At 38.7% G+C, this 22,001-nt stretch carries 23 protein-coding genes; 3 read left to right on the top strand and 20 right to left on the bottom strand.

From position 1 onward, the window contains the following. Window positions 1-227: 227 nt before the first annotated feature. The 12 genes from IAE53_RS02040 to IAE53_RS01985 all read right to left on the bottom strand — a co-directional run bounded on the left by IAE53_RS02040 (window position 228) and on the right by IAE53_RS01985 (window position 8,593). Complete coding sequence (locus IAE53_RS02040) at window positions 228-494, bottom strand: hypothetical protein (protein ID WP_148422959.1); 267 nt, start codon at window positions 492-494, stop codon at window positions 228-230. 53 nt (window positions 495-547) lie between these two features. Then, the gene (gene coaBC, locus IAE53_RS02035) at window positions 548-1,750 is read right to left on the bottom strand and encodes a bifunctional phosphopantothenoylcysteine decarboxylase/phosphopantothenate--cysteine ligase CoaBC (protein WP_200135873.1); all 1,203 of its coding nucleotides are present in this window, start codon (window positions 1,748-1,750) and stop codon (window positions 548-550) included. Between the two features lie 47 nt (window positions 1,751-1,797). Beyond that, window positions 1,798-2,418: an SdpI family protein gene (locus IAE53_RS02030; RefSeq protein WP_200135872.1), complete on the bottom strand. Its 621-nt coding sequence runs from the start codon at window positions 2,416-2,418 to the stop codon at window positions 1,798-1,800. Beyond that, on the bottom strand, window positions 2,408-2,674 hold the full coding sequence (locus tag IAE53_RS02025) for an autorepressor SdpR family transcription factor (protein ID WP_148422962.1): 267 nt from the start codon (window positions 2,672-2,674) through the stop codon (window positions 2,408-2,410). Before IAE53_RS02025 ends, IAE53_RS02030 begins: the two co-directional genes overlap by 11 nt. Before the next feature lie 95 nt (window positions 2,675-2,769). Further along, on the bottom strand, window positions 2,770-3,270 hold the full coding sequence (locus IAE53_RS02020) for an LURP-one-related/scramblase family protein (protein WP_188352684.1): 501 nt from the start codon (window positions 3,268-3,270) through the stop codon (window positions 2,770-2,772). Next, window positions 3,267-4,082: an SPFH domain-containing protein gene (locus IAE53_RS02015; RefSeq protein ID WP_010277549.1), complete on the bottom strand. Its 816-nt coding sequence runs from the start codon at window positions 4,080-4,082 to the stop codon at window positions 3,267-3,269. The genes IAE53_RS02020 and IAE53_RS02015 overlap by 4 nt, the downstream gene beginning before the upstream one ends. Window positions 4,083-4,188: 106 nt before the next feature. Then, the gene (locus tag IAE53_RS02010) at window positions 4,189-4,542 is read right to left on the bottom strand and encodes a toxin-antitoxin system HicB family antitoxin (protein WP_080519032.1); all 354 of its coding nucleotides are present in this window, start codon (window positions 4,540-4,542) and stop codon (window positions 4,189-4,191) included. Window positions 4,543-4,767: 225 nt separating this feature from the next. Further along, window positions 4,768-4,995: a CsbD family protein gene (locus IAE53_RS02005; RefSeq protein ID WP_139967540.1), complete on the bottom strand. Its 228-nt coding sequence runs from the start codon at window positions 4,993-4,995 to the stop codon at window positions 4,768-4,770. Between the two features lie 551 nt (window positions 4,996-5,546). Continuing rightward, window positions 5,547-5,705, bottom strand: a complete 159-nt coding sequence (locus IAE53_RS02000) for a hypothetical protein (RefSeq protein ID WP_200135871.1) — start codon at window positions 5,703-5,705, stop codon at window positions 5,547-5,549. Window positions 5,706-5,907: 202 nt separating this feature from the next. Further along, entirely contained in the window at window positions 5,908-6,567 is a 660-nt protein-coding gene (trmB, locus tag IAE53_RS01995; RefSeq protein ID WP_148422964.1) for a tRNA (guanosine(46)-N7)-methyltransferase TrmB, read from the bottom strand. Window positions 6,568-6,579: 12 nt separating this feature from the next. Further along, window positions 6,580-7,863 (bottom strand): ABC transporter permease, encoded by a 1,284-nt coding sequence (locus IAE53_RS01990; protein WP_200135870.1) that lies wholly within the window; start codon window positions 7,861-7,863, stop codon window positions 6,580-6,582. Continuing rightward, the gene (locus IAE53_RS01985) at window positions 7,853-8,593 is read right to left on the bottom strand and encodes an ABC transporter ATP-binding protein (RefSeq protein WP_148422966.1); all 741 of its coding nucleotides are present in this window, start codon (window positions 8,591-8,593) and stop codon (window positions 7,853-7,855) included. The genes IAE53_RS01990 and IAE53_RS01985 overlap by 11 nt, the downstream gene beginning before the upstream one ends. Before the next feature lie 72 nt (window positions 8,594-8,665). Here IAE53_RS01985 and IAE53_RS01980 point away from each other — a divergent pair, with 72 nt between their 5' ends. The 3 genes from IAE53_RS01980 to IAE53_RS01970 are packed head-to-tail and all read left to right on the top strand — an operon-like array spanning window position 8,666 to window position 10,367. After that, entirely contained in the window at window positions 8,666-9,088 is a 423-nt protein-coding gene (locus tag IAE53_RS01980; protein WP_188352686.1) for an HIT family protein, read from the top strand. Window positions 9,089-9,118: 30 nt separating this feature from the next. Then, complete coding sequence (locus tag IAE53_RS01975) at window positions 9,119-9,361, top strand: hypothetical protein (protein WP_148422968.1); 243 nt, start codon at window positions 9,119-9,121, stop codon at window positions 9,359-9,361. Between the two features lie 55 nt (window positions 9,362-9,416). Continuing rightward, window positions 9,417-10,367, top strand: a complete 951-nt coding sequence (locus IAE53_RS01970) for a peptidyl-prolyl cis-trans isomerase (RefSeq protein WP_200135869.1) — start codon at window positions 9,417-9,419, stop codon at window positions 10,365-10,367. A 47-nt stretch (window positions 10,368-10,414) separates the two neighbouring features. On the opposite strand, the gene IAE53_RS01965 is transcribed toward IAE53_RS01970, so the two are convergent. From IAE53_RS01965 to purL, 8 genes are all read right to left on the bottom strand, one after another. Further along, complete coding sequence (locus IAE53_RS01965; RefSeq protein WP_188352688.1) at window positions 10,415-11,377, bottom strand: 3'-5' exoribonuclease YhaM family protein; 963 nt, start codon at window positions 11,375-11,377, stop codon at window positions 10,415-10,417. Between the two features lie 21 nt (window positions 11,378-11,398). Next, entirely contained in the window at window positions 11,399-13,774 is a 2,376-nt protein-coding gene (locus IAE53_RS01960; RefSeq protein ID WP_200135868.1) for an AAA family ATPase, read from the bottom strand. Next, window positions 13,764-14,939: a DNA repair exonuclease gene (locus tag IAE53_RS01955; RefSeq protein WP_200135867.1), complete on the bottom strand. Its 1,176-nt coding sequence runs from the start codon at window positions 14,937-14,939 to the stop codon at window positions 13,764-13,766. The genes IAE53_RS01960 and IAE53_RS01955 overlap by 11 nt, the downstream gene beginning before the upstream one ends. A 95-nt stretch (window positions 14,940-15,034) precedes the next feature. Next, window positions 15,035-16,561 (bottom strand): bifunctional phosphoribosylaminoimidazolecarboxamide formyltransferase/IMP cyclohydrolase, encoded by a 1,527-nt coding sequence (gene purH / locus IAE53_RS01950; protein ID WP_200135866.1) that lies wholly within the window; start codon window positions 16,559-16,561, stop codon window positions 15,035-15,037. Then, window positions 16,558-17,148 (bottom strand): phosphoribosylglycinamide formyltransferase, encoded by a 591-nt coding sequence (gene purN / locus IAE53_RS01945; protein ID WP_188352692.1) that lies wholly within the window; start codon window positions 17,146-17,148, stop codon window positions 16,558-16,560. Before purN ends, purH begins: the two co-directional genes overlap by 4 nt. After that, window positions 17,142-18,179 (bottom strand): phosphoribosylformylglycinamidine cyclo-ligase, encoded by a 1,038-nt coding sequence (gene purM, locus IAE53_RS01940; protein WP_200135865.1) that lies wholly within the window; start codon window positions 18,177-18,179, stop codon window positions 17,142-17,144. Before purM ends, purN begins: the two co-directional genes overlap by 7 nt. Beyond that, window positions 18,176-19,783: an amidophosphoribosyltransferase gene (gene purF, locus IAE53_RS01935; RefSeq protein ID WP_370568014.1), complete on the bottom strand. Its 1,608-nt coding sequence runs from the start codon at window positions 19,781-19,783 to the stop codon at window positions 18,176-18,178. Before purF ends, purM begins: the two co-directional genes overlap by 4 nt. Continuing rightward, window positions 19,783-21,999 (bottom strand): phosphoribosylformylglycinamidine synthase subunit PurL, encoded by a 2,217-nt coding sequence (purL, locus tag IAE53_RS01930; protein WP_200135863.1) that lies wholly within the window; start codon window positions 21,997-21,999, stop codon window positions 19,783-19,785. The genes purF and purL overlap by 1 nt, the downstream gene beginning before the upstream one ends. Between the last annotated feature and the right edge of the window lie 2 nt (window positions 22,000-22,001).

Raw genomic sequence — 22,001 nt, 5'->3', positions numbered from 1 at the left:
TATAGGCACATAATGACACATATTTGTTCTTGAATTAATAATCTTTCAGCAAGATAGGCCGCACATGCGCATTGTATAGTACTTATATTATACCGTATTCACAGCATTATTTCGCCGAAAAAATAAAAAAACCATTTCTAGTCATATACAAGAAATGGAAATTCAATCAGAATTGCCTAATGTTTGATAAGCTAGCAAAAACACAAGACATTCGTCACGGCAACGCTTTAAGCCTCTTCTTCAGCTTTCTTTTCTGGTGCTGGAGCATGTTTAATTACTTCGACTTCATCCATGCGCACCACAGCGCGGTGGTTCATCTCGTTAACAGTTGGCTGATCAACAGGATCATTTTCAGTAATTTCGACTAATAGCGCGTTATCATAAATTTTTTCAACTTGACCGGTAAATGGTTTTTCTAAATTCCCATACGCTGGTGCCAGTAAGACATCCCCAACATTAAAACCAGAAGTATTTTCTGCAACTTCTTCTACCATATTGACCTCCATACAACGTTATTTAACAGTTTATTTTAGCACATCCAGCCTTATTATGCGAATATTTGTCCTATTCGATCAATGATTAAACGGGCAATTTCAATTTTTGGTAATAGCATTGTCGTTTCAGGTTTTTGGTTTGGGACCAATATTGTAACGGCGTTGTCGTCTGAATTAAATCCAACATCACTATCACTCACATCATTTGCAATGAGCATATCTGCTTGTTTGGTCTTTAATTTTTTTTGCGCATAGGCCATCAAATTATTCGTTTCTGCAGCAAAACCTACTACGAATTGATGACTTGATTTTGAATGACCAATTTCTGACAAAATATCAACATTTTGAACTAACGATAAATTCAACCCATCTGATCCTTCTTTTTTGATTTTTTGGCTCGCTTCATTAGCAGGTCGATAATCAGAAACCGCGGCTGCACTAATGAAAATATCGGCGGTTGCAAACAAGGATTGCACTTTTTGATACATCTCTGCAGCTGTACTGACATAAACTACGTCCACACCATATATTTGTGGCGCTTTTTGAGTTGATATTAAAGTGACCTTGGCCCCCGACTCAACCGATGCTTGCGCCAAAGCAAATCCCATTTTACCACTAGAGCGATTAGTAATATAGCGTACAGGGTCAATTGATTCTTTGGTCCCACCAGCCGTAATAATGACCTTCTTATTTAGCAGTTTTGCCTTACGTGCTCGTAATCGAATCGCTGTTTGTGATAGTATTTCAATCGGTTCTGGTAAACGTCCTTTGGCATCATAACCTTCTGCTAGAAAGCCAATCTCTGGAGAAATGATAAGCCAACCATCTTGCTCAAGTCCTTTTATATTGCGTTGAACAGCAGGATTATTTAACATCACATCATTCATAGCCGGTGCAATAATCTTGTCAGCGTCAGACGCCATAATTGTCGCGGTAACAGCGTCATCAGCAATGCCATTAGCAATTTTACCAATTAAATTTGCCGTCGCGGGTACAACAAAAATCTGATCCGCCCATTGTGCCCATTCAATGTGCAATACTGTTGCATCTTGTTGGGCAAAAAGATCTGTTAAAACGTCATTTTGCGACAAAACAGATAGTGTCTTAGCAGTGATAAACTCTTGTGCAGAGTTGGTCATTGCTACACGCACATGTGCACCAAATTTAATCAACTCGCGAACTAAAATAGCTGATTTATAAGCCGCCACGCTACCTGAGACTATCACTAATATATTTTTTTTATTATAATCATTCATGCCCTACATTATATCATGAACAGTCTTTCTCGTTACAAATATCAATTTTATTGATGATGACCTAGCCAAATAGCATAAATAGTTGGCACTACGATAATCAGCACCATTGACAGAATTAATCCTATTACTGCAATAGTATTACCGATTATTCCAGTAATAATTAATATAAACCCGGCAAATACCATTACAAACCCACCTATTCGATTGGTTTTCTGCCAATTTTCACTATTATGTAGTGTTTCGGGCAAACGAATTCCGATCATATAATTTGGCGTCGTTTTAGGCAAGTAATTACCCAAAACAATAAGCAAAACACCAATTACTGGTAAAATGATAGAAATGATATTGAACGGATGATTGAGCGCGTACATAAAAGTCACAATTTGAACGACATTTAAAAGTAAAGGCAAACTCCAAATAATGACAGTAAATACCTTTTGATTATCACTACCTTTATGCTTCATTAACCTAATAATAACGTAATTCATAACAATTATTAGCACTGGTAATCCAATCACCGCAATTAGCTTTGATGCATACTGATCTGGCTGTCCATTGATGCCAAAATGGATTGGTAATCGTTGTGGCAAATATTGCCATAACAGACCGCCATAGACAATGGGTAATAAACTAATTAAACTGGGCAACAATATCTTGCTATTTTTCATTTGTAAATCCTTTCAGCCAAAGCGTGGCTTCTTCAAATACCGATAAGTTCAATTCATAATAAATATAATTTTTGTACTTTTGTTCTCGAACCAAGTCCGCATGTTTCAACAATGCCAAATGTGCTGAAATTGTGGCTTGACTCAATTCAAAATGTTGTGCTATATCGCCTGCTGGCTGGGCACCAGTTTTAAGCATTATTAAAATTTCTCGCCGAACTGGATTAGATAAAGCTTTCATCGTTTCCTGTAATGCCATATCAACTCCTATTATTGTTTTAAACTATTATATCACCTATTTAGGTTTTTAACGAAATAGGTTTTAAAATAAAAACCGTGTTACCACGATTTTTATTAGTTTGCTGAACTCGCCGAGCTCGCCCGCTCTTGTGCTTTCACATAATCAATTGCAACAACCAAAGCAATCACAAGTGTTTCAAACTGTTCATCTTCAATATTGATGTCATATGTGCTCGACATGGCCAACCACCGTTGATCAACTCGACCAATCTCAAATCCATCTTTTTGAATAGCAAAATTCATGTCCCAAAAATTACCCGTTACATTAATACCTAATCCAGCGATATCATATTTTGGTTTTAAAATACTAAAGCGTTTAGCAATTTCTATGCTTTCGGGAAATCCATTAATTTCAAGAGAAAATTTGGGCAACAACTGCCAAACACGATGTGTTAACCGCGCAATGATTTGATTTTGTTTGTCATAAATTTCAAAATACTTTGGGATTCGCCAAAAACTACCGGCCACAGTGTACTCAATCTGATCATACTCATTCATGATTGAAAATTCACCTTTGAGCGAAAATAGTTTTTGTTGCATCAATAAGTGTTTCATTTTAGACCTTTGCCTAATAGTTTGCCAGCAACTGGTAATTTACCAAGGGAATCAATTTCTTTGCCATCGACAACGACTAGGTTAGCTGATGATTGTGCCAAGGTTGAAAAGGCATTGATTGATTGGTTTTGGAAATACTTGTCATCGGCGCCAGCCAAACCAGCTTGCACTGTGTCAATTCGATATCGCTCGGCTTCAGCACGCGTCTTTGTGGCATCAGCTTCAGCCTTCGCTGTTGCCATTAAAGCATCATTTTTGGCTTTTGTTGTCAATTCTATTGAACGTGCCTCACCTTCAGCTTTTGCAATTGTAGCTACACGCTCACGATCAGCAGTCAGCTGCTTGTCCATGGCCTCTTGAATCGAAACTGATGGTCGTAGTTCATCAATGTTGATACGATCGACATTGATACCATAAGTATTAGTTAAATCACCAATTGCATCGGCCAGCTGTACATTGATTTTGGTAGTTGAGCCCAGCGCTTCATTTAATTCCATACGACCAATGATATCACGCAGATGGCCTCGAACCAATTGCGCCATCGATTCAACTGAATCAGTGTTTTCATACATGTATTTGACCGCATTGGTAACGTGGTAGTTTAACGTCACACTTGCCTTAATATCAGCATTATCAGCCGTAATAACCGAATAATCTGGTAAACGTAATGGTCGCATTGCTAAGCTCACATTGCGAATTGTTTGCAAAAATGGAATGTAAAAATGCAAACCAGCTTCTTTACGAGACTTGTATTTCCCCAATGTTTCAACTAATCCTGCATTGTTTTGCGGTACGATTCTAAAAAATAACATTTTGTTTCTCCCTATCTACTCTCTTGGCTGTCGTGCGTTGTGTTAAAAAAACACACTGCACAGTCAACCCCCATTTTAACGTTGTTCACATCAGTACTGGCAACAGCTAGTGAAGCTCAGCAACTAATTCACGTAAAGTCAAAATATTGCCATTAGCCTCTAAAATAACGTAATTGGCATCATATTTCGCCGCCGAAGCATTATCTATCAAATAACGATAATAAATACCTGACACTTTAACCAGCCGGTTGTCCAAATCAAAATCATGTCCTGAAATCACATGCCCTACAAACTGCCGATCTTCAAAAGATTTAGGCTTAACACCATCTTCTAAAATCTTGGTCAAATAATTATTTAGTGATCGGCCTTCTAGTTTCGCTTTTTCAGCCAAAACCTGATGTAACTCTGGATCAATACGCAATGGAATATTTCCTGATTTAGTTGTTTTTTCTTTTGCCATATCTTTATGATATCACATTTAAATCAAAATGGCTAGCATCAGTGAATAAAATCACAAAATTAGTCTTAATTTTCGTTAAATATTGGTCTTGGATAATAGTGTCACATCACCCCTGCTAACTTTGTTATCAGGGGTTTGTCTATGTCTTGGTATACTTTTTCTTATATTTATTATTTACGTTTAAAAGTCAAAAAAAAAAAACGGCTACAAGCCGTTTTTGAATCATTACTTTTTAAGATTATCAATACCGTCTTTTACTGCGTCAACGGCGTCTTCGGTTTTGTCTTTTACAGCATCTGCTGCATCAACAAACTTATCTTTGGCTTTACCAAAGAGGTTTTGTGCTTTTCCTTCTGCTTCGCGACCTTTGTCACCGGTAACCTTGCCTTCAACTTCTTTTGCTTTACCAGCAACCTTGTCCTTAGCATTATCAAACTTTTCTTCAACTGACATAAGATGATCTCCTTGAGGTTTATTTGATGTTACAATTACATTTTACCGTAAGTGTCCTAAATTGTAAACGATTTCACCTTGAATAAATTACTTTCGTTATATTGAGATGCATCAATATTTTTCAAATCGTACAAAAAAAACGGTTCGTTGTAATCGCTTACAACGAACCTATTATGTCTTCTTTCAGGGAGAAATTGACATTTTAACCAGCAGCGCAGATTATAATACAGGACGGTAGGATATAATACTGCTGGTCGATAACAATGTATACTAACACATTGTTCTTTCATTCTATCAACCTTTTGTATATAAGACGTCAATATTTTGTTTTGATTCTGCAAAGAAAGCATAAAAAAACCTAACAGGGAAGATAATGGACGTTAAAAAACCTGTTAGGCTGGCAATGCTTGGTAACATTACTTTTTTAGTATATAACACAACATCATGTTAGGATTAAAATATGTTAGGTTTCCTACTATGATTTCTATTTTTCAACCAACATTCCATAGCTAATATTTTTTTATAAAAAGCCCTACACGCCTAAATATGATCTACTTAATTATTTTTTCCATCAAGGTACTTCCAATTAACACAGTAATTAAGACTATAAATATTGATTTACCTAAATCAAGGCTTAACCATTCTGTCGCAAGTAGTGTGACTGCTGTTAAGATTCCCACATAAATTCCGATGATATGTTTTCGTTTCATTTCACCCCTCCAATAGCAGTAATTATACTACTAAGAATACGTTAGATCGATTAAAAATTTGGAAAGAAAAGAACACAAAGAGGACGAAATAGCGTTGGACTTTTTATCCGCAAGTCCCTCAAAATGTCCCCAGAAAACAAAAAACAACGTCTAAATTAGACGTTGTTTTTTGTTTATATAAAACGCTGTAACCCTTGCGGATCTAAAAGTGAGCCCTTACTTTATAAATTGGTTGTCCCTTTGCCATGAACTTCTGTTCATACTCGGTTTCAACATTTCCCATTACTTTATCAGGGTCAGCGTGCAAATCAAGTGTGTAATCTTCTGCAGACCAACGCATGCCATAGGTCATAAAGCTAACTAATGAATACTCAAATAAATGACGATTATCTGTTTTGAATTCAACTTCACCCTGATCAGGCAAAACCGCTTCGTATGATTGTAAAAATGAACGATACGTCAAACGTCGTGCCTCATGACGCTTTTTTGGCCATGGATCAGAAAAATTCAAATAAATTTTATCGATTTCTGACTTTTCAAAGTAAGTTTCGACACCATTACCGTTACCGTAAATATAACGTAAATTTGGTAATTTACCGACTTGATCAAAGCTCTTTCGAGCAGCAATTGCAATCGCGGTCTCTTGTATCTCCATACCAATATAATTGATTTCTGGATGCGCTAAAGCCATCCCTAAGATAAATTGACCTTTTCCAGAACCAATTTCTACATGAATTGGTTGCTCTTGGTCAAACAATTTTTGCCATTGACCTATTTGATCTGTTGCTCTGTCTTGATCAATCACAATATCTGAGTGATTAGTTAACCATTCGTTAGCCCAAGGTTTCGCACGTAAATGCATGTTTTCTCTCCATTATTTTTTATTTTTGTGACTATTTTTTGGAATATAAAATTTTAGCATGATAAATTCAACTATCAACATAGTCACTAAAATCACTGGTGTCTCATTCAGTGGTCGGATAAATAATACAATGATAAACATCATCAAAACAACTGGTATCGCAACAATCATTTGTACTCTAGCAAAAGATTTTAATCTTTCTACTTTTGAAATAGGTATCAATCTTGTCCACAAGTTTTTTTGCGTATCATCATATAGTGGTAACATTTGAAACGTGATTAAATACAATACTGCAGCAGCAATAATCATAATTAACCATAACGGTGCCGACTTCAATGCAATAACTAGCACAACTCCAACTAAAAATAACCGTATAATGAGGGGCAATATTTCCGTGTCTCTGGCTAATCGTGTCAAAAATAGTTGAAATAGACTTCCCTGTCCTTTAGTCAATCGCTTCAGCAAAGGATCCAAATAACGACGACGTTTAATTGTCTTGGGCTGATGTGGCACTTCAGCAAATAACGCAAAAAAATGTAACGTTCGCTGCTGCTGGGCTTGTGCCTGAGCCGTGGCCCGCAACCAATCAATTGCGAATAATTCTGATTTGCTATCAGTCACTGCAAAATATCGCACAACTATTCCTGCAAATAGTAACCAAATAATTACCATGACATTTGATTGATCCGTCGATAATCCAATGATAAAAGCTAATAAGGTGCCCGGTACTAAAAACCTGAACAAGATTTTTTCAGCAATCGCATCCGGCTCAAAAATAGCAATAGTTAGCCGACGAGATTTCAAAAAAAGTTTATCCCGTTCATACATCAATAACAAAATCTTGTAACTAATCACAAAGATAATCAAAAAAAATAGTCGTGACCAATTATCAACATCCATTCGCCACAATATCGGCGCAATCACAGCGATAAATATCATTTGCCAAACTGATGCATAGAATGCGCTCAATCGCATAGCCATAGCCAAATAAGATTTAATAATATCATGATCATTCGCAAACAAATAAAGACGATCGGCAGGTTTAAAATAAGTAACAAGGTTACCAAATTGCAAGCCAACTAGCAACCATACAATGCTTATTGCCTGCCACCAAATTGAATGCCAATAGGTCACAGAGTGATGTGCTGTAAGCAGATCACGATAGCCTAGTATACCAGCACCTAAAGCAATCATCAAAAAGAGAATGAAATGATCATTAAACAATAAACGTAGATATCTAACATTTGTTTTCTGCGCACGCCGTAATCGTTCCTGAAACAAACTATCAATTCTCATCGGCTAGCTCCCGCTGAACAAGATCAAAAAAATCATCTAATTGATTTAACTGTAACTGGTTTTCTTCAGCTAAAGCTTGTGGCGTGCCTATAAATCGTGACTTACCATCATGCAATACTACGAATTGATCCACAAATTCAGCGGCTGAGGCTAATAAATGCGTCGTCATCAAAACACTATTTCCTTTGTTAGCTTGCTCATGAATCAATTTGACAACATCTTTTTGTGCAACCGTGTCTAAACCTAAAAAAGGTTCATCAATAATAATTAGCGGTGCATCTAGCATAAAGGCGGATATCAACATGACTTTCTGTCGCATCCCTTTTGAAAAATGAACTGGCAACCAGTGTAGCTTATCATCTAATCGGAAGCGTTTCAATAACTGTTCCGCACGCTGCCAAGCTATTTCATCATCAATGTTATGAGCAGCCAGCATCAAATGTAAATGTTCGCCCAATGTCAATTCATCATACAAAATGGGTTGTTCTGGAATATAAGCAATTTGTGATTTAAAGCCAGTTGGATCTTGAACCAAATTAATCCCATTCAACTCAATTGTGCCCATTTGCGGTTGAAGCTCGCCGATAATGTGGTTGATTGTCGTTGATTTTCCAGCGCCATTTAAACCAATTAATGCCACAATGTTACCATCAGGCACATCAAAGGTGACATTTTTTAAAACGTTATTACCGGCATAACCACCAGATAGATTGTTAATTTTAAGTCCCATAGCTTCTATTATAACAGGCACCAGTCAATATTTGATATAATAAAGTCAGTAAATTGAAATGGAGCAAGATAAATGGATATTTTTGACAAAATTATAGCAGGTGAAATCCCAAGTTACAAAGTTTATGAAGATGAAGACGTTTTAGCGTTTCTTGACATCTCTCAAGTGACACCCGGTCATACATTACTTGTGCCAAAAGCTGATGTGGCTGATATTTTTGATTACACAGATGACATCGCCAGAAAAGTATTGTTGAAATTACCAGTTATCGCTGCCGCAGTAAAAGCAAGCAATCCTGACATTACGGGCATCAATATACAGTCCAATAACGGTGTTTCTGCTGGTCAAACCGTTCGCCATTCTCACTGGCACATCATTCCAAGATTTGATAATGATAACTTAAACAGCAAACTAGCACCAACAATTGACAACAGCGCACAATTTTCATCAGAACGTTATCAAAAAATTGCGGACAGTATCGCTGCCCAATTTTAGAAATGCAATAACTAACCATTGGAGGTCAATATGAAGCTGTTTAATCAATTAAAGTCGTTAATAGCTGATCTTAAAGAAATTTCAGCTTTATTGAAACAACTCCAACAACAGCAAGCAACTTTAACTGAGCAATTGAATCATGTTCAAACTGTTGGGGAGGAAATTCAAATAGATATTGAAAAAATGAATTTCAAAAATCAGCCACATCTTGATCGTATCGCCAAAAGCCAACAACACATTGACCAGGAGTTGTCTAAATATAGAGCGCGATAGTTCATTTTATGGTAAAATATTTAGTATTGTATTTAGAAAAGGAAAATAATCACTCATGAGAAAGTTTATTTGGGGATTGCTCGTTGTCATTTTCGTCGGCGGGCTTATCTTCCTAGGGTTTAATTCATCCAAAACGTTGGTCACAACTAACGTCGGAAAGATCACACAAAAAGAATTCTATAATGAATTTAAAAAGTCATCAGCTGGGCAGCAAGAATTCGCTAATATGGTCATCAATAAAGTGTTAGCAGCCAAATATGGCAACAAAGTTTCAAAAAGCGATGTTCAAACTGCCTATGATACTCAAAAAGCACAATACGGATCCTCATTTAAAACAGTTCTGGCATCAAATAATTTGACCGAAGATCAATTTAAAACAAATGTGAAAAATAATTTGATTATGAATGCAGCCATCAAAGCTAACTACAAGGTCACACAAAAACAGTTGAAAAAGGCTTATGCTAGTTACCATCAAAGTACAACTATTTCGATGATTACCGCTAAAGATGAAGCTTCTGCTAAAGATGCCATTGCAGCTTTAAAAAATGGTGACAAGTGGGCAACGGTCTATAAAAAATACTCGACTGATACCACATACGCTTCATCAAATGGTCAATTACCAGCATTTGATTCAACAAGCTCAACAGTGGATTCTGCCGTTCAAACCGCAGCATTCAAATTATCAAAAGTTGGTGACTATTCAACAGAACCTGTTGCTGGTAGTTCTAGTGGGTACTACGTGATTCAATTAGACAAAACAACTACGAAACCTACAATGAGCAAAGTTCGTAGTAAGTTGTCAAATAAGATTGTCAGTGACTTCATCAGTGATTCAAGTAACACGACAGAAATTCAAGCCATTATTGGTAAAATTTTGCGCAAAAACGATGTCAATGTGAAAGATACTGATTTGAAAAATTCATTGAGCAGTTATCTTACAGCCGGCATTTCTTCAAGTTCTTCAAGTTCTTCAAGTTCTTCAAGTTCTTCAAGTTCTTCAAAGTAAACATAAAAAGAGCGATTCCAATGGGATCGCTCTTTTTATGTTTACCGTCACAAAGTTGTTTGGTCACGGCTTTCGGGTTTATAGAACTTGCGATTATCTAAACCAAAAACTCTATCTGAAAAGGAACCTTCAGCCGTCTTTTCCAATACCCCAGTCATCATCTGAATACCAGCATCAAGCTCGTCTAATTGATGTAAGACTTCTGCTTCCATAACGACTGGTCTAACTGGCGATCCATATTCTAGGATACCATGGTGTGATAGTACCACATGGCGCAATAATATCAAATCCTCATCCTGCAAATCAAACTTTAATTCTTGCGCTGCCAAAACAATTTGTTCATCAATCAATGTAATGTGCCCAATTAAATTACCTGACAAAGTGTATTGTGTGGCAACTGGCCCAGATAATTCAATCGTTTTCCCTAAATCATGCAACAAAGCCCCCGCAATCAGCAATTCTTGATTTAACTGAGGATATTGTTTCGAGACACTTTTAGCTAATCTAGCAATAGATAAAGAGTGAAACGCTAAACCACCAGCAAAAGCATGATGGTTGGATTTAGCAGCTGGATAACGTAAAAAAGCATCATGATATTGTGTGAATAAACGCCGCACTAGACGATTCCATGTCGGATTAACAATCAACAGAATATAGTCATTTAAGGCATCATTCATGTCTGATTCTTTAATTGGTGCATGAACCATGAAGTCAGACGGATTTTCAGGTTCACCAGAGTCAGTTAGACGAACACTGGTAATTTGGACTTGTGGCTGATCGTGATATGAACCACGCACACCCTGCAATTTTACAATTTTACCAGGAATAAAGCGCGCTATCTGATCCTCGGTAGCATCCCATAAATTTCCAGGTAAATCACCAGACCTATCAGAAAACACTAACCCAATATATGTTTTCCCATTTTTGGTTAATCGTACATCTGCACTTTTAATCAATGCAAAACTATCAACATGCTCTGAATCTTGATAATTTGCTAATAATTTAGTCATATTCTTGCCTCACAGGTTAATTTACTTCAATTCTATCACACTTTGAAAATCATCGGTTTCCACTCGAGTTGTCCAATAAATAATTTGTTGTTTATCTGACACTCGGCCTAAAATATCAAGTACTACAGCACGCCTCTGCGGGTCAAAATTGACAAAACCATCATCGATTAACATAGGAAAATTAATGACGTCGGCAACGACGTGGGCCAATGCAAGACGCATCGCAACATAAAGTTGTTCCTGAGTACCAGTAGATAATGAGATTATGTTGAATGACTCATTATTTTCAGTCGTAATAATAATTTCGTCTTTTTCAAAACTAATGTGACGGTAACGTCCTATCGTTAATTGATTAAAATAATCTGTCGCAAATTCAATCATTTTTGGAAATCGATTTTGTGAAGCAGCGTGTAAAGCACTATAAATCCAACGATTTGCTAATTTTTGAGCCAAATAGTCACTAAATTGATCGATAAGCTCAGTTTTTTGGTCTGCAACAGTTTGTTGCATTATCATGAATTGATCATCACTAACTCTTTGCATCTGTTTTGCCTGAATACGCGCTAATTTTGCTTGTTCTTCAGCAAAGCGCTGTTTTAAATGTGTAAGATTGCTTTGTTCAATTTGCAATGTGTTTGACAGCGCTTGTTCATTCTTAAACGTTAAAAGCTGTTCCTGATCATAAGCGGATATTTGCTGAACGATTGCTTGATAACGTTGATTATTTGCCATTTGCTCGTGATAAACAACAGCCAAATTTTGCAAATCCGTTAATTTTTCAACCTCATATTTCTTGAAAATTCTCTGTAAATCAAACATTTTTTGTTTTAATGAGATACTCGAGGCGTCAATCATATTGCTTAGCTGTGATTGTTGTTGCTGCCAAAGAGCTTTTTTGTTGTTTTCTAGTAAATCACGATTTTGAGTAATTTGTGACAGTTGATCCACTGACTCTTGAACCGACTGCAATACTATCTCCACATTTAAGTCCCTAGCTAAGGACTGTATTGCTTTATTAACGTGATTCATTTGTAATTCAATTTTTTGATTAATAGCTTTTAAAGATTGGTCACGCTTTAGGTACTGTTCAATGCTTGGCTGTACAGCACGTATTTGTGTCTCATTTAAAGGATAGTACTGCTTTTTAATCTCATTCGTCACATGATTGGCGTGTGCTGCAAACCTGAATATAAAAATGACAATTGCTACTAAAAACAAGAGCCATAGCCAAATGGGTGTCACTATCGTATAAGTTATTACGACCAACAACAATGCTGCACTGATCAAACCAATCAATCGCATTTTGTAATTTGACAGATGATGGTCATCATTTATTGATAATAGTTCTGGCACTTGATTACTTGCAAACTGCGCTTGAGTCGCTTTTTGTTGTGTCAATAATTCATCGCGTTGTTGCTGATCACTCACTAATTGGCTGACCATCATTTTTAATATCATCAACCGTTTATTGCTGTCTTCAATTTCGATTACAAATTCTGGTTGTAATTTTAAATGATCCATCTCTTGTTCTTGACGACGAATATTGCCCACCAAAAGATCAATTTCAACTTGTAATTGCTCAGCGTGTTGTAAATCTACCTCTGAGACTGAACGAACATGCTTTTTGTCAATTTGTTGCGCCTCAGTAAAAAGCTGATATTGACGTTGCAATTGTGTTAAATGATTAATGGCTTCTTGCGATTTATCTATTTTTTCTTCTAAAGTAGCAACTGATTTCGTCAATTCTGAAACAGTCTGTTGATCATCTAAAAATATTTGTAATGCTTCAGATTGCTTTGACAGTTTGCTTTCACTTAATTCGTATGCACGGACCGCTTGATTAAGTGGCCGTTTCCCACTAGATCGTTGCGCAAATAAATTATCCGCTTGCTTATCAAAGTTTATTGCAGCCTCCAGCCATTTCGTGCTGCCAACTGCGCCGAGATTTAATAACAATTTTTGTAAATCGAAGGCACTAATTTGTTTAATTTGAGCCAAATCCTGCTCACTAAAGTTAAAAATTTCATCAAAAGATTGCCTTGTTAACGGTGATAAATTATTGCTTAGCCACTCCTCTGGATTAGCTAACTCGTGCTGGTCTGCGAGCCGAGTTATAGTCAAAGTGCTTTGCGTTCGACCAAATCGTGCGATACAAAAATCACCATCTGCGGTCTCGACCACTAAATCGCCACCGTATCGGCTGCCATCTCGGGGGTCATAAATATTATTGGACTGTTTTTTGCTAGGAAAACCAAATAAAATCCCAACAATAAATGCACGTAAGGTTGATTTACCGGACTCATTCTGACCAACAATTATCTGAAATTGTGTATCAAAATCAAACGCAACCTGAGACCACCTGCCAAAACCACTGATATGAACTTGTTTAATTTTCATGTGAGCGTCGCCTTTCGCTAATTAATTCTGTCATTCGTTGACGCAACAACTGCTTACCAGCAGATGTCGTAAAATAATCACGCACAAAAAAAGGCACTTGATTTGGCAAATAATCATTCACTTTAAATGAAGACATCAGTTGCACAAGCGATTCTTCCCAAAATTGCTGGTCAATTGTATCGCTAATTTGTGCTGATTCATAATCGTCAATCAAATTTAGACGAACAATCCACACGTTTGGCGCCATATTAGCACGCAAGCCTTCTAGGGCTAAACCACTAGCGATACGTGAGGTAAATTCCGGATGATTTTTTTGAGAAATATTGATTGTCCAAAATCCAACTTCATCATCACACAATTTTTGGGCACGCTGAATCAAATCCAATTCATCTACAACATCATTAAATGTCACTTCATGCCAAACGACAGGTGCCACGTCAACAAATGTAGGCACCAAACGACCAGTCTCATCACTAACCAAATAATACCCTTTTGGCCCAGTTTCAGTGAGATTCAATCCTTGCAAATTTCCTGAATAACCAACAAAGGGCCGCTGATTCAGTGTTTGTCGCTTATGAATATGACCCAGTGCCCAGTAGTCATAGTTTTTAGATAATAAACCACCAACAGAAAACGGTGCATACGGCGAACCATCCGCACCGACAGAACCATGATACATCCCAATTTGATAATCAAATTGATGATTTTTTTGAGGAAAATCATCAATAATACGAGTAGCCTGTCGCTGTGTCTGATAACTAAAACCAGTAATAGCAACATGTTGACCGCCCTGTACTGTTAGTGATTTGGTTTCAACCTGCTGTGAGAACACAATGACATTAGCTGGCCAAGGTAAATGTTGTCGTCGATCTGCTTCAAAATCATGATTACCAAAACTCAAATAAACCGGTATTTTTGCTGCTAGCAACCGATTAAACTGTTGATTCACAATACTTTGAATATGCGCACTATTTTCCGCAGCATTGTACAAATCACCCGGAAACAAGACAAAGTCTACAGATTCAGTAATTGCACCATCAATCAACCTAATAAAAGCAGTGATAGTTGCCTCATGAACCATCTGTTTTAACGCTTCAGGTAACCGCCCTTCTAAACCAGAAAACGGATTACCTAAATGTACATCCCCTGCATGAATAAATTTCATTGTAACTCCTAAGCGAATATTTGTTCGTATGATTAGTATACCGAAATTTCAAAATGACTTCAATAAAAAAACGCTCGTCTGAGCGCTTTTGATTTTTAATGTTTGAAATGTCGTGTTCCACTAAAGACTAAGGCAATGCCTAACTCATTGGCTTTGTCGATTGAATCTTGATCTTTGATCGATCCCCCTGGTTCAACAATTGCCTTAATACCATGTTCAGCAGCATATTGCACCGAATCATTCATCGGGAAAAAGGCATCGGATGCTAATACGGCATCGCTAAGATCTGACTTGTTAGCAGCCTTTTGAATTGAATAAACGACAGAATCAATACGATTTGGCTGTCCTGCGCCAACACCCAAAGTTTGACCATCTCTGGCAACAACTATTGCGTTAGACTTGACATGTTTGACAACTTTTTGCGCAAAAATCATTGCCTTTAACTGCTCCTCTGTCGGTACAACTTGTGATACCACCTTGAACGAATCCGCTGACTCTTCCACCAAATCGCGTTCTTGAACGACTGCACCACCAAGTACAGATGTAACTTCAAGCGCTTGCGGAATTGCAGTAGTAAATGGCAACGTCAGCAAACGTAAGTTTTTCTTAGCAGACAAAATTTCAAAAGCCTCTGGTGTAAAGCTTGGCGCAATGATAATTTCCAAAAATATCTTGTGCATTTTTTCAGCAGTTGCGGCATCAACTTCTCGATTTAATGCAACGATTCCACCAAAAATTGAAATATCGTCAGCAGCAAAAGCCTTATCCCATGCTAACTCAACTGTTTCACCCTGCCCAATGCCTGCTGGATTCATATGTTTAACTGTCACCACAGTTGTTTCATCAAACTCTGCAATAATGCGCAATGCAGCGTCAGCATCACGAATGTTGTTATATGACAATTGCTTCCCATGCAATATTTCTGCATTCAACACTGAATATGACTCAGGCAAGGCAGTCCGATAGGCTGCGGCAGATTGATGAGGATTTTCACCATAACGCATATCATCAAATTTTTCAAATGGCAGTGTCAGGTTTTCTGGAAATTCCGTTTCTGTCAAATAATGAGCGATTAAGGCATCGTATGACGCCGTATGTTGAAATACCTTGGCTGCTAGGTTACGACGATAGGTTTGGTCCACTGAACCAGACTTCAATTTGTTAATAACATCATCGTAATCAGCTGGATCAACAATTGGTAAAACAGCGGCAAAATTTTTAGCAGCTGAACGTAACATTGATGGCCCACCAATATCAATATTTTCGATAGCTTCTGCTTCTGTGACCCCGTCTTTTTGAATCGTTGATTTGAACGGATATAAATTCACAACCACAATGTCAATTGGCGTAATGTCATATTCGGCTAATTTAGCCATGTGTTCAGGCAAATCACGACGTGCTAGTAAACCAGCGTGCACACGTGGATGCAACGTCTTGACACGACCATCTAACATCTCAGGAAAATCTGTGACTTCGTCAATTGCCAATACTTCCAAGCCAGCCTCTGCTAACACTTTATGTGTCCCACCTGTTGACACTAACTCATAACCTAATTCCACCAAACTTTTAGCAAATGGTACCAAATCTTTTTTGTCGGAAACACTTAGTAATGCACGGGTCATTTTAAAAATACTCCTTCTTTCAATAACTTTTCTAGTGTGTTCGGGTATAAAACGTGTTCCACATGATGGATACGCGTTTCCAATTGTTCAAGTGTATCGTCTTTTTTAATTGGCACCGCTTCTTGCGCAATGATTTCGCCAGTATCAATGCCATTGTCAACAAAATGGACTGTGACGCCAGTCTTATCGACACCTGCTTCAAACGCATCCAAAATACTGTGCCGCCCAGGAAAACTAGGCAACATCGCTGGGTGCAAATTGATGATTTTACCCAAATAACGATTGATTAATAATGGCGTCAAAATGCGCATGTAACCTGCCAATAAAATACCATCAACTTGATCTGCTTCCAGCTGGTCAATAATCGCTTGTTCAGCAGCTGTTTTGTCAAGATAGTGACTGTAAATAATTGTCGTTGCTGGCACGCCAAATACTTTTGCTAAGTTAAGCACACCAGCTTTGGAATGATCAACCACTAATCTGACAATTTCAGCATTTAGATTGCGTTGTATAATGGCGTCATTTAACGCCTGAAAGTTTGTGCCAGTACCAGAGGCAAACACTGCTAATCGAACTTTTTTTACCATGGTGCCACTCCTGTAAACACCACAGCTTCTTTTTGACGGTCAGTGATTTTACCTAATAGATAAGCAGGTTGTTCATTTTCAGTCAACATCGTCATGGCATCCGCTAATTGACTAGGCTTGACTACCAATACTAACCCTAAGCCGTTGTTAAAGGTCAATAGCATATCGGATAGAGAAACATTGCCACGTTTTTGTAAATCATCAAAAATTGGCAGTATGGGCCATGATCCCCAACTAATTTCAGCTGATAGATGTTTTGGTAAGGCGCGGGGCAAATTTTCAACTAACCCACCACCTGTGATATGCGCCATTGATTGTACAAGACCTGCTTGAACTAACGGCCATACCGATTTGGCATATAATGCTGTTGGCGTCAGCAAAGTCGTTTGCAATTGCTCATCAAGCTGTTGAAAGGCTGATTCATTATCAATATGATAAATGTGGCGAACTAATGAGTAGCCATTTGAATGAATGCCTGACGATGGCAAACCAATTAAAACATCATTTACATCAACATTTTCTGGTTTCAATAACTGATCCCGCTCTGCTATACCAACAGCAAATGCAGCTAGATCGTAGTGATTTTTAGCATACAATCCGGGCAATTCAGCACTTTCGCCACCAATAAGAGCCATACCAGATTCTTTGGCTGCATGTGCTATGCCTTGTACGATTTCAGCGACCACTTCCGGTCGCATTTTATCAACTGCCAAATAATCCAACATGAATGCCGGTTTGGCACCTTGAGCTAAAATATCGTTAGCCACCATACCAACTAAATCTTGTCCAATGGTGTCGTGCTTATTCGCTGCAATCGCCAACAATAACTTTGTTCCGACACCATCTGCGCCGGAAATGAGCACTGGATCTTTGTAGTTTGTCCCAAGTGCATAAGCTGCACCAAAACCGCCAATACCACTCAAAACATTATCGTTATATGTTTTAGCGACTTCATCTTGCATTAAATTAACAGCTTCTTCACCGGCTTTAATATCAACGCCAGCCTTCTGATAGGCATTTTCGTTGGTCATCTTTCTCCTCCCATAATTGGTTGTGCGTCAAGATGAACAGTTCCATCTGCCAAAATATCTTGATTACGCAAAGATCTGACTTGATGTGGATGATAAGTTGTGGTTGGCTCTGGTGCAAAATCAACCTCACGGCGTGCCTCGAAAGCCGCTAATCCAGCTTGATAGTCATATATTGGGCTAGGATAATGTCCATCAAAATACGCTGTGGTCAACCCTGTTCCATCACCATAGTATGGCAAATTAATCGCTGATACTAAGCCATCTACCGACAAGAATCCTAATGAATCGGCTTCTATCATCTTGGTCATTTCAGCCAATGAATGGTTCGCGCCCATTAATTCTTTAGTGGTTTGCATATCAATACCATAAAAAGAGGGAAATTTGAAAGTTGGGCTCGCAATGCGCACATGAACCGACTTGGCGCCTGCCTCTTTAAGCATGCGAACGATAAACATTGATGTCGTGCCACGAACGATTGAATCATCAACCAAAACAACATTTTGTCCGCGAACAACATCACGAACCGCACTTAATTTCATACGTACCGCGCGCTCACGTTTATCTTGTGTTGGCTCAATAAATGTTCGAGCAATATATTGATTTTTTACCAAACCCATTTCGTTTGGTAGGCCAGTAGCTTCTGCAAAACCAGCTGCCGCGCTCAAACTTGAGTTGGGAACACCGACCACAATGTCGGCATCCTTCACAGGCTGCTCAGCTGCCAAAGCTGCTCCCATACGCTTGCGGGCTTGATGAACATTGACACCATATATTGATGAATCAGGTCGAGCAAAGTAAATATATTCCATCGCATCGATATTTAATGTCGTTTTATCAGTATAATGGTCAATCGTGAGTCCGCTATCATCTATAATCAGCAGCTCACCAGGTTGTACATCTCGCAAAAATTTGGCACCAACAACGTCTAATGCTGCAGTTTCCGAAGTCACAATGTATTGGCCATCCGGCATTTGACCAACCACAAAAGGTCGAAAAGCATGGGGGTCAAGCGCCGCGTATAATCCGTGCGGGGTTAGCAGCAAATAGGCAAATCCCCCGCGGAGAACATTGAGTGAAGCTTTAAGTTTGTCAACAAATGTTGACGCTTTGGAACGACGAATCAAATGCAATAAAATTTCTGAATCAGCCGATGACTGAAAAATAGCACCTTCTTCTTCGAGCTTTTCACGCAATGTCAAGGCATTAGTCAAGTTACCATTGTGTGCAAGTGAAATTTGCATATCATGAAAATTGACCATGAGTGGTTGTATATTTTCTATACCGTGAGAACCGGCAGTCGCATAACGAACATGTCCAATTGCACTGTTTCCTTGTAGGGCATCTATTCTACTTGGATCCCGAAAGACGTCACTTAATAAGCCAAGTCCTCTTTCCTGCCACAAATGCCCCTCTCGATTAGAGACAATTCCTGCCCCCTCTTGCCCACGATGTTGCAATGCATGTAAACCATAATACGTGAGTTGTGCAGCATCACTACGTCCCCAAACACCAAAAATACCACACTCTTCATTGAGGCTTCGAACATTGACGCGCGATTGCTCAGCGACTGGCGTCTTATTGGCCTGTGTATTAATACCTGTCATTATCCTTTTAATCGCCATGAAATGCTCTCCTGATAGATGGTTTGGGTCTCTTGTCGTGATAACTGCAATAATTGGTCACTTGATTGAATCGTCATTTGATCCTCAGCAGATACCTCACCAATTTTTTTAGCTGAATCACCGGCAAGTGCTTCAAAAGCTTCGCGATTTTGAGGCGCTACGGATACGATGAAACGACTCGGGGTTTCAGCAAATAAAAACTCTGCAGTCATGTCAATAATAACATTGAAACTGAATTGACCAGCAAAAGCGCTCTCCAACAAACCGACAATTAAGCCGCCTTCTGACAAATCGTGCACGCTAGCTAATAAAGACTGATCCGTTGCTGCTAATATCAGCTTCTGATTGGTAATTTCATCATGATCATTAAGGTCAAAAAGTTGCCCATCAATATCGCCAGCTTGCATTTTTTGAATTTCAGTACCGTTGAAACTGGCGTTCGTTTCTCCGATGATATAAATGCTGTCGCCGACATTTTGAAATCCAATCTGTGTCGCTTTTGACACATCAGTTAGCAGACCAACCATACCAATCATTGGTGTCGGATAGATGGCTTGACCATCCGTTTCATTATAAAGTGATACGTTACCAGAAATAATTGGTGTATTGAGTTGTTTTGCAAGGTCATTAATGCCGTCAACTGCTTGAGATAATTCGTAATATACTTCCGGATTATCCGGTGAACCAAAATTCAACCCATCTGTGATGCCAATTGGTGTTGCTCCAGTCGCCACGATATTACGAGCTGCCTCGGCCACAGCCATTTTGGCGCCTACTTTAGGATTTAAGTACAAATATCGTGCATTCACATCAGTCGTCATTGCTAATGCCTTCTTAGTCCCACGAATTCTAACTAAAGCCGCATCGCCACCAGGTTTAATGACCGTATCAGCACGAACTTGGGAATCAAAATGACGGAATAAATCACTTTTTGAAGCAATCGTCGGTTGACCAACTAAATCAAGGACTGTTTGCTTTAAATCAGTTACATCTGGTACGAATTGATCTGCTTTCAAAATAGCCAAACGTTTAGGCGCCACCATTGCCAAATCTTGTTTAGGGGCATGCGTCAAAAAGTCAACGGGCACATCAGCCACTACTTGATCATTGAAACGTAAACGATAGCGACCATCATCCGTCACATGACCGATAATGACAGCATCCAAGTTGGCTTTTTTGAACAAATCCAATATAACTTGCTCTTCCCCTTTTTTAACAACAAATAACATGCGTTCTTGGGATTCAGACAACATCAGTTCATATGGTGTCATCGCTGTTTCACGTTGTGGCACTTGGCTTAAGTCTAAATCAATTCCCATACCAGCTTTTGAGGCCATTTCTGAACTCGAAGATAACAACCCAGCGGCACCCATATCCTGTATACCAACAATAATATCTGAATGGTCGCGAACCGCTTGCAAAGTGGCGTCCATCACTAACTTTTCTAAGAATGGATCGCCAACCTGAACAGCAGAACGATCAGACTCATGTTCGGTTGAAAATTCGGCCGATGCAAATGATGCCCCGTTGATACCGTCACGTCCTGTTTTGGCACCTACGTAAATAATTGAATTGCCAACACCCTTTGCTTGACCGACTTGCATACCTTTTTGATCCATTAGTCCAACGGCCATAACATTAACCAATGGATTACCGGCATAAACGGGATCAAAACCAATTTCACCACCAACTGTGGGAATCCCAATCGCATTACCGTAACCAGCAATACCAGCAATCACGCCATCAACAATGTGGCGAGTATGAGCGTTATCAAGTTCGCCAAAACGTAGCGAATCTAGTACTGCAATAGGCTGCGCACCCATTGAAAAAATATCGCGTAGAATACCACCAACACCAGTTGCCGCGCCTTCATAAGGCTCAACAAATGATGGATGATTATGACTCTCGGCCTTGAATACTACTGCTTGATTATCACCGATATCCAATATGCCGGCGCCTTCACCCGGTCCCTGCAAAACACGTTCATTTGTTGACCAAAAATGTCGTAAAATTGGCTTGGACTTTTTGTAAGAAACATGTTCTGACCACATGCCAGAGAAAATGCCTGTTTCAGTGTAATTGGGTAAGCGATCAAGCGTGTCAACAATAAGTTGATACTCTGCATCAGTCAAACCCCATTGCTGATAAATTTTACTATCACGGACCATTTCGGGTGTTATTTCATTATCACTATGCATGT

Origin of the sequence: Leuconostoc sp. S50 (genome assembly GCF_016624925.1) — a bacterium.
In the GTDB taxonomy this organism is placed as follows: Bacteria; Bacillota; Bacilli; order Lactobacillales; family Lactobacillaceae; genus Leuconostoc; species Leuconostoc pseudomesenteroides.
Note: the sequence above shows the minus strand (reverse complement) of the source record. Positions and strands in the feature narration are given on the sequence as shown.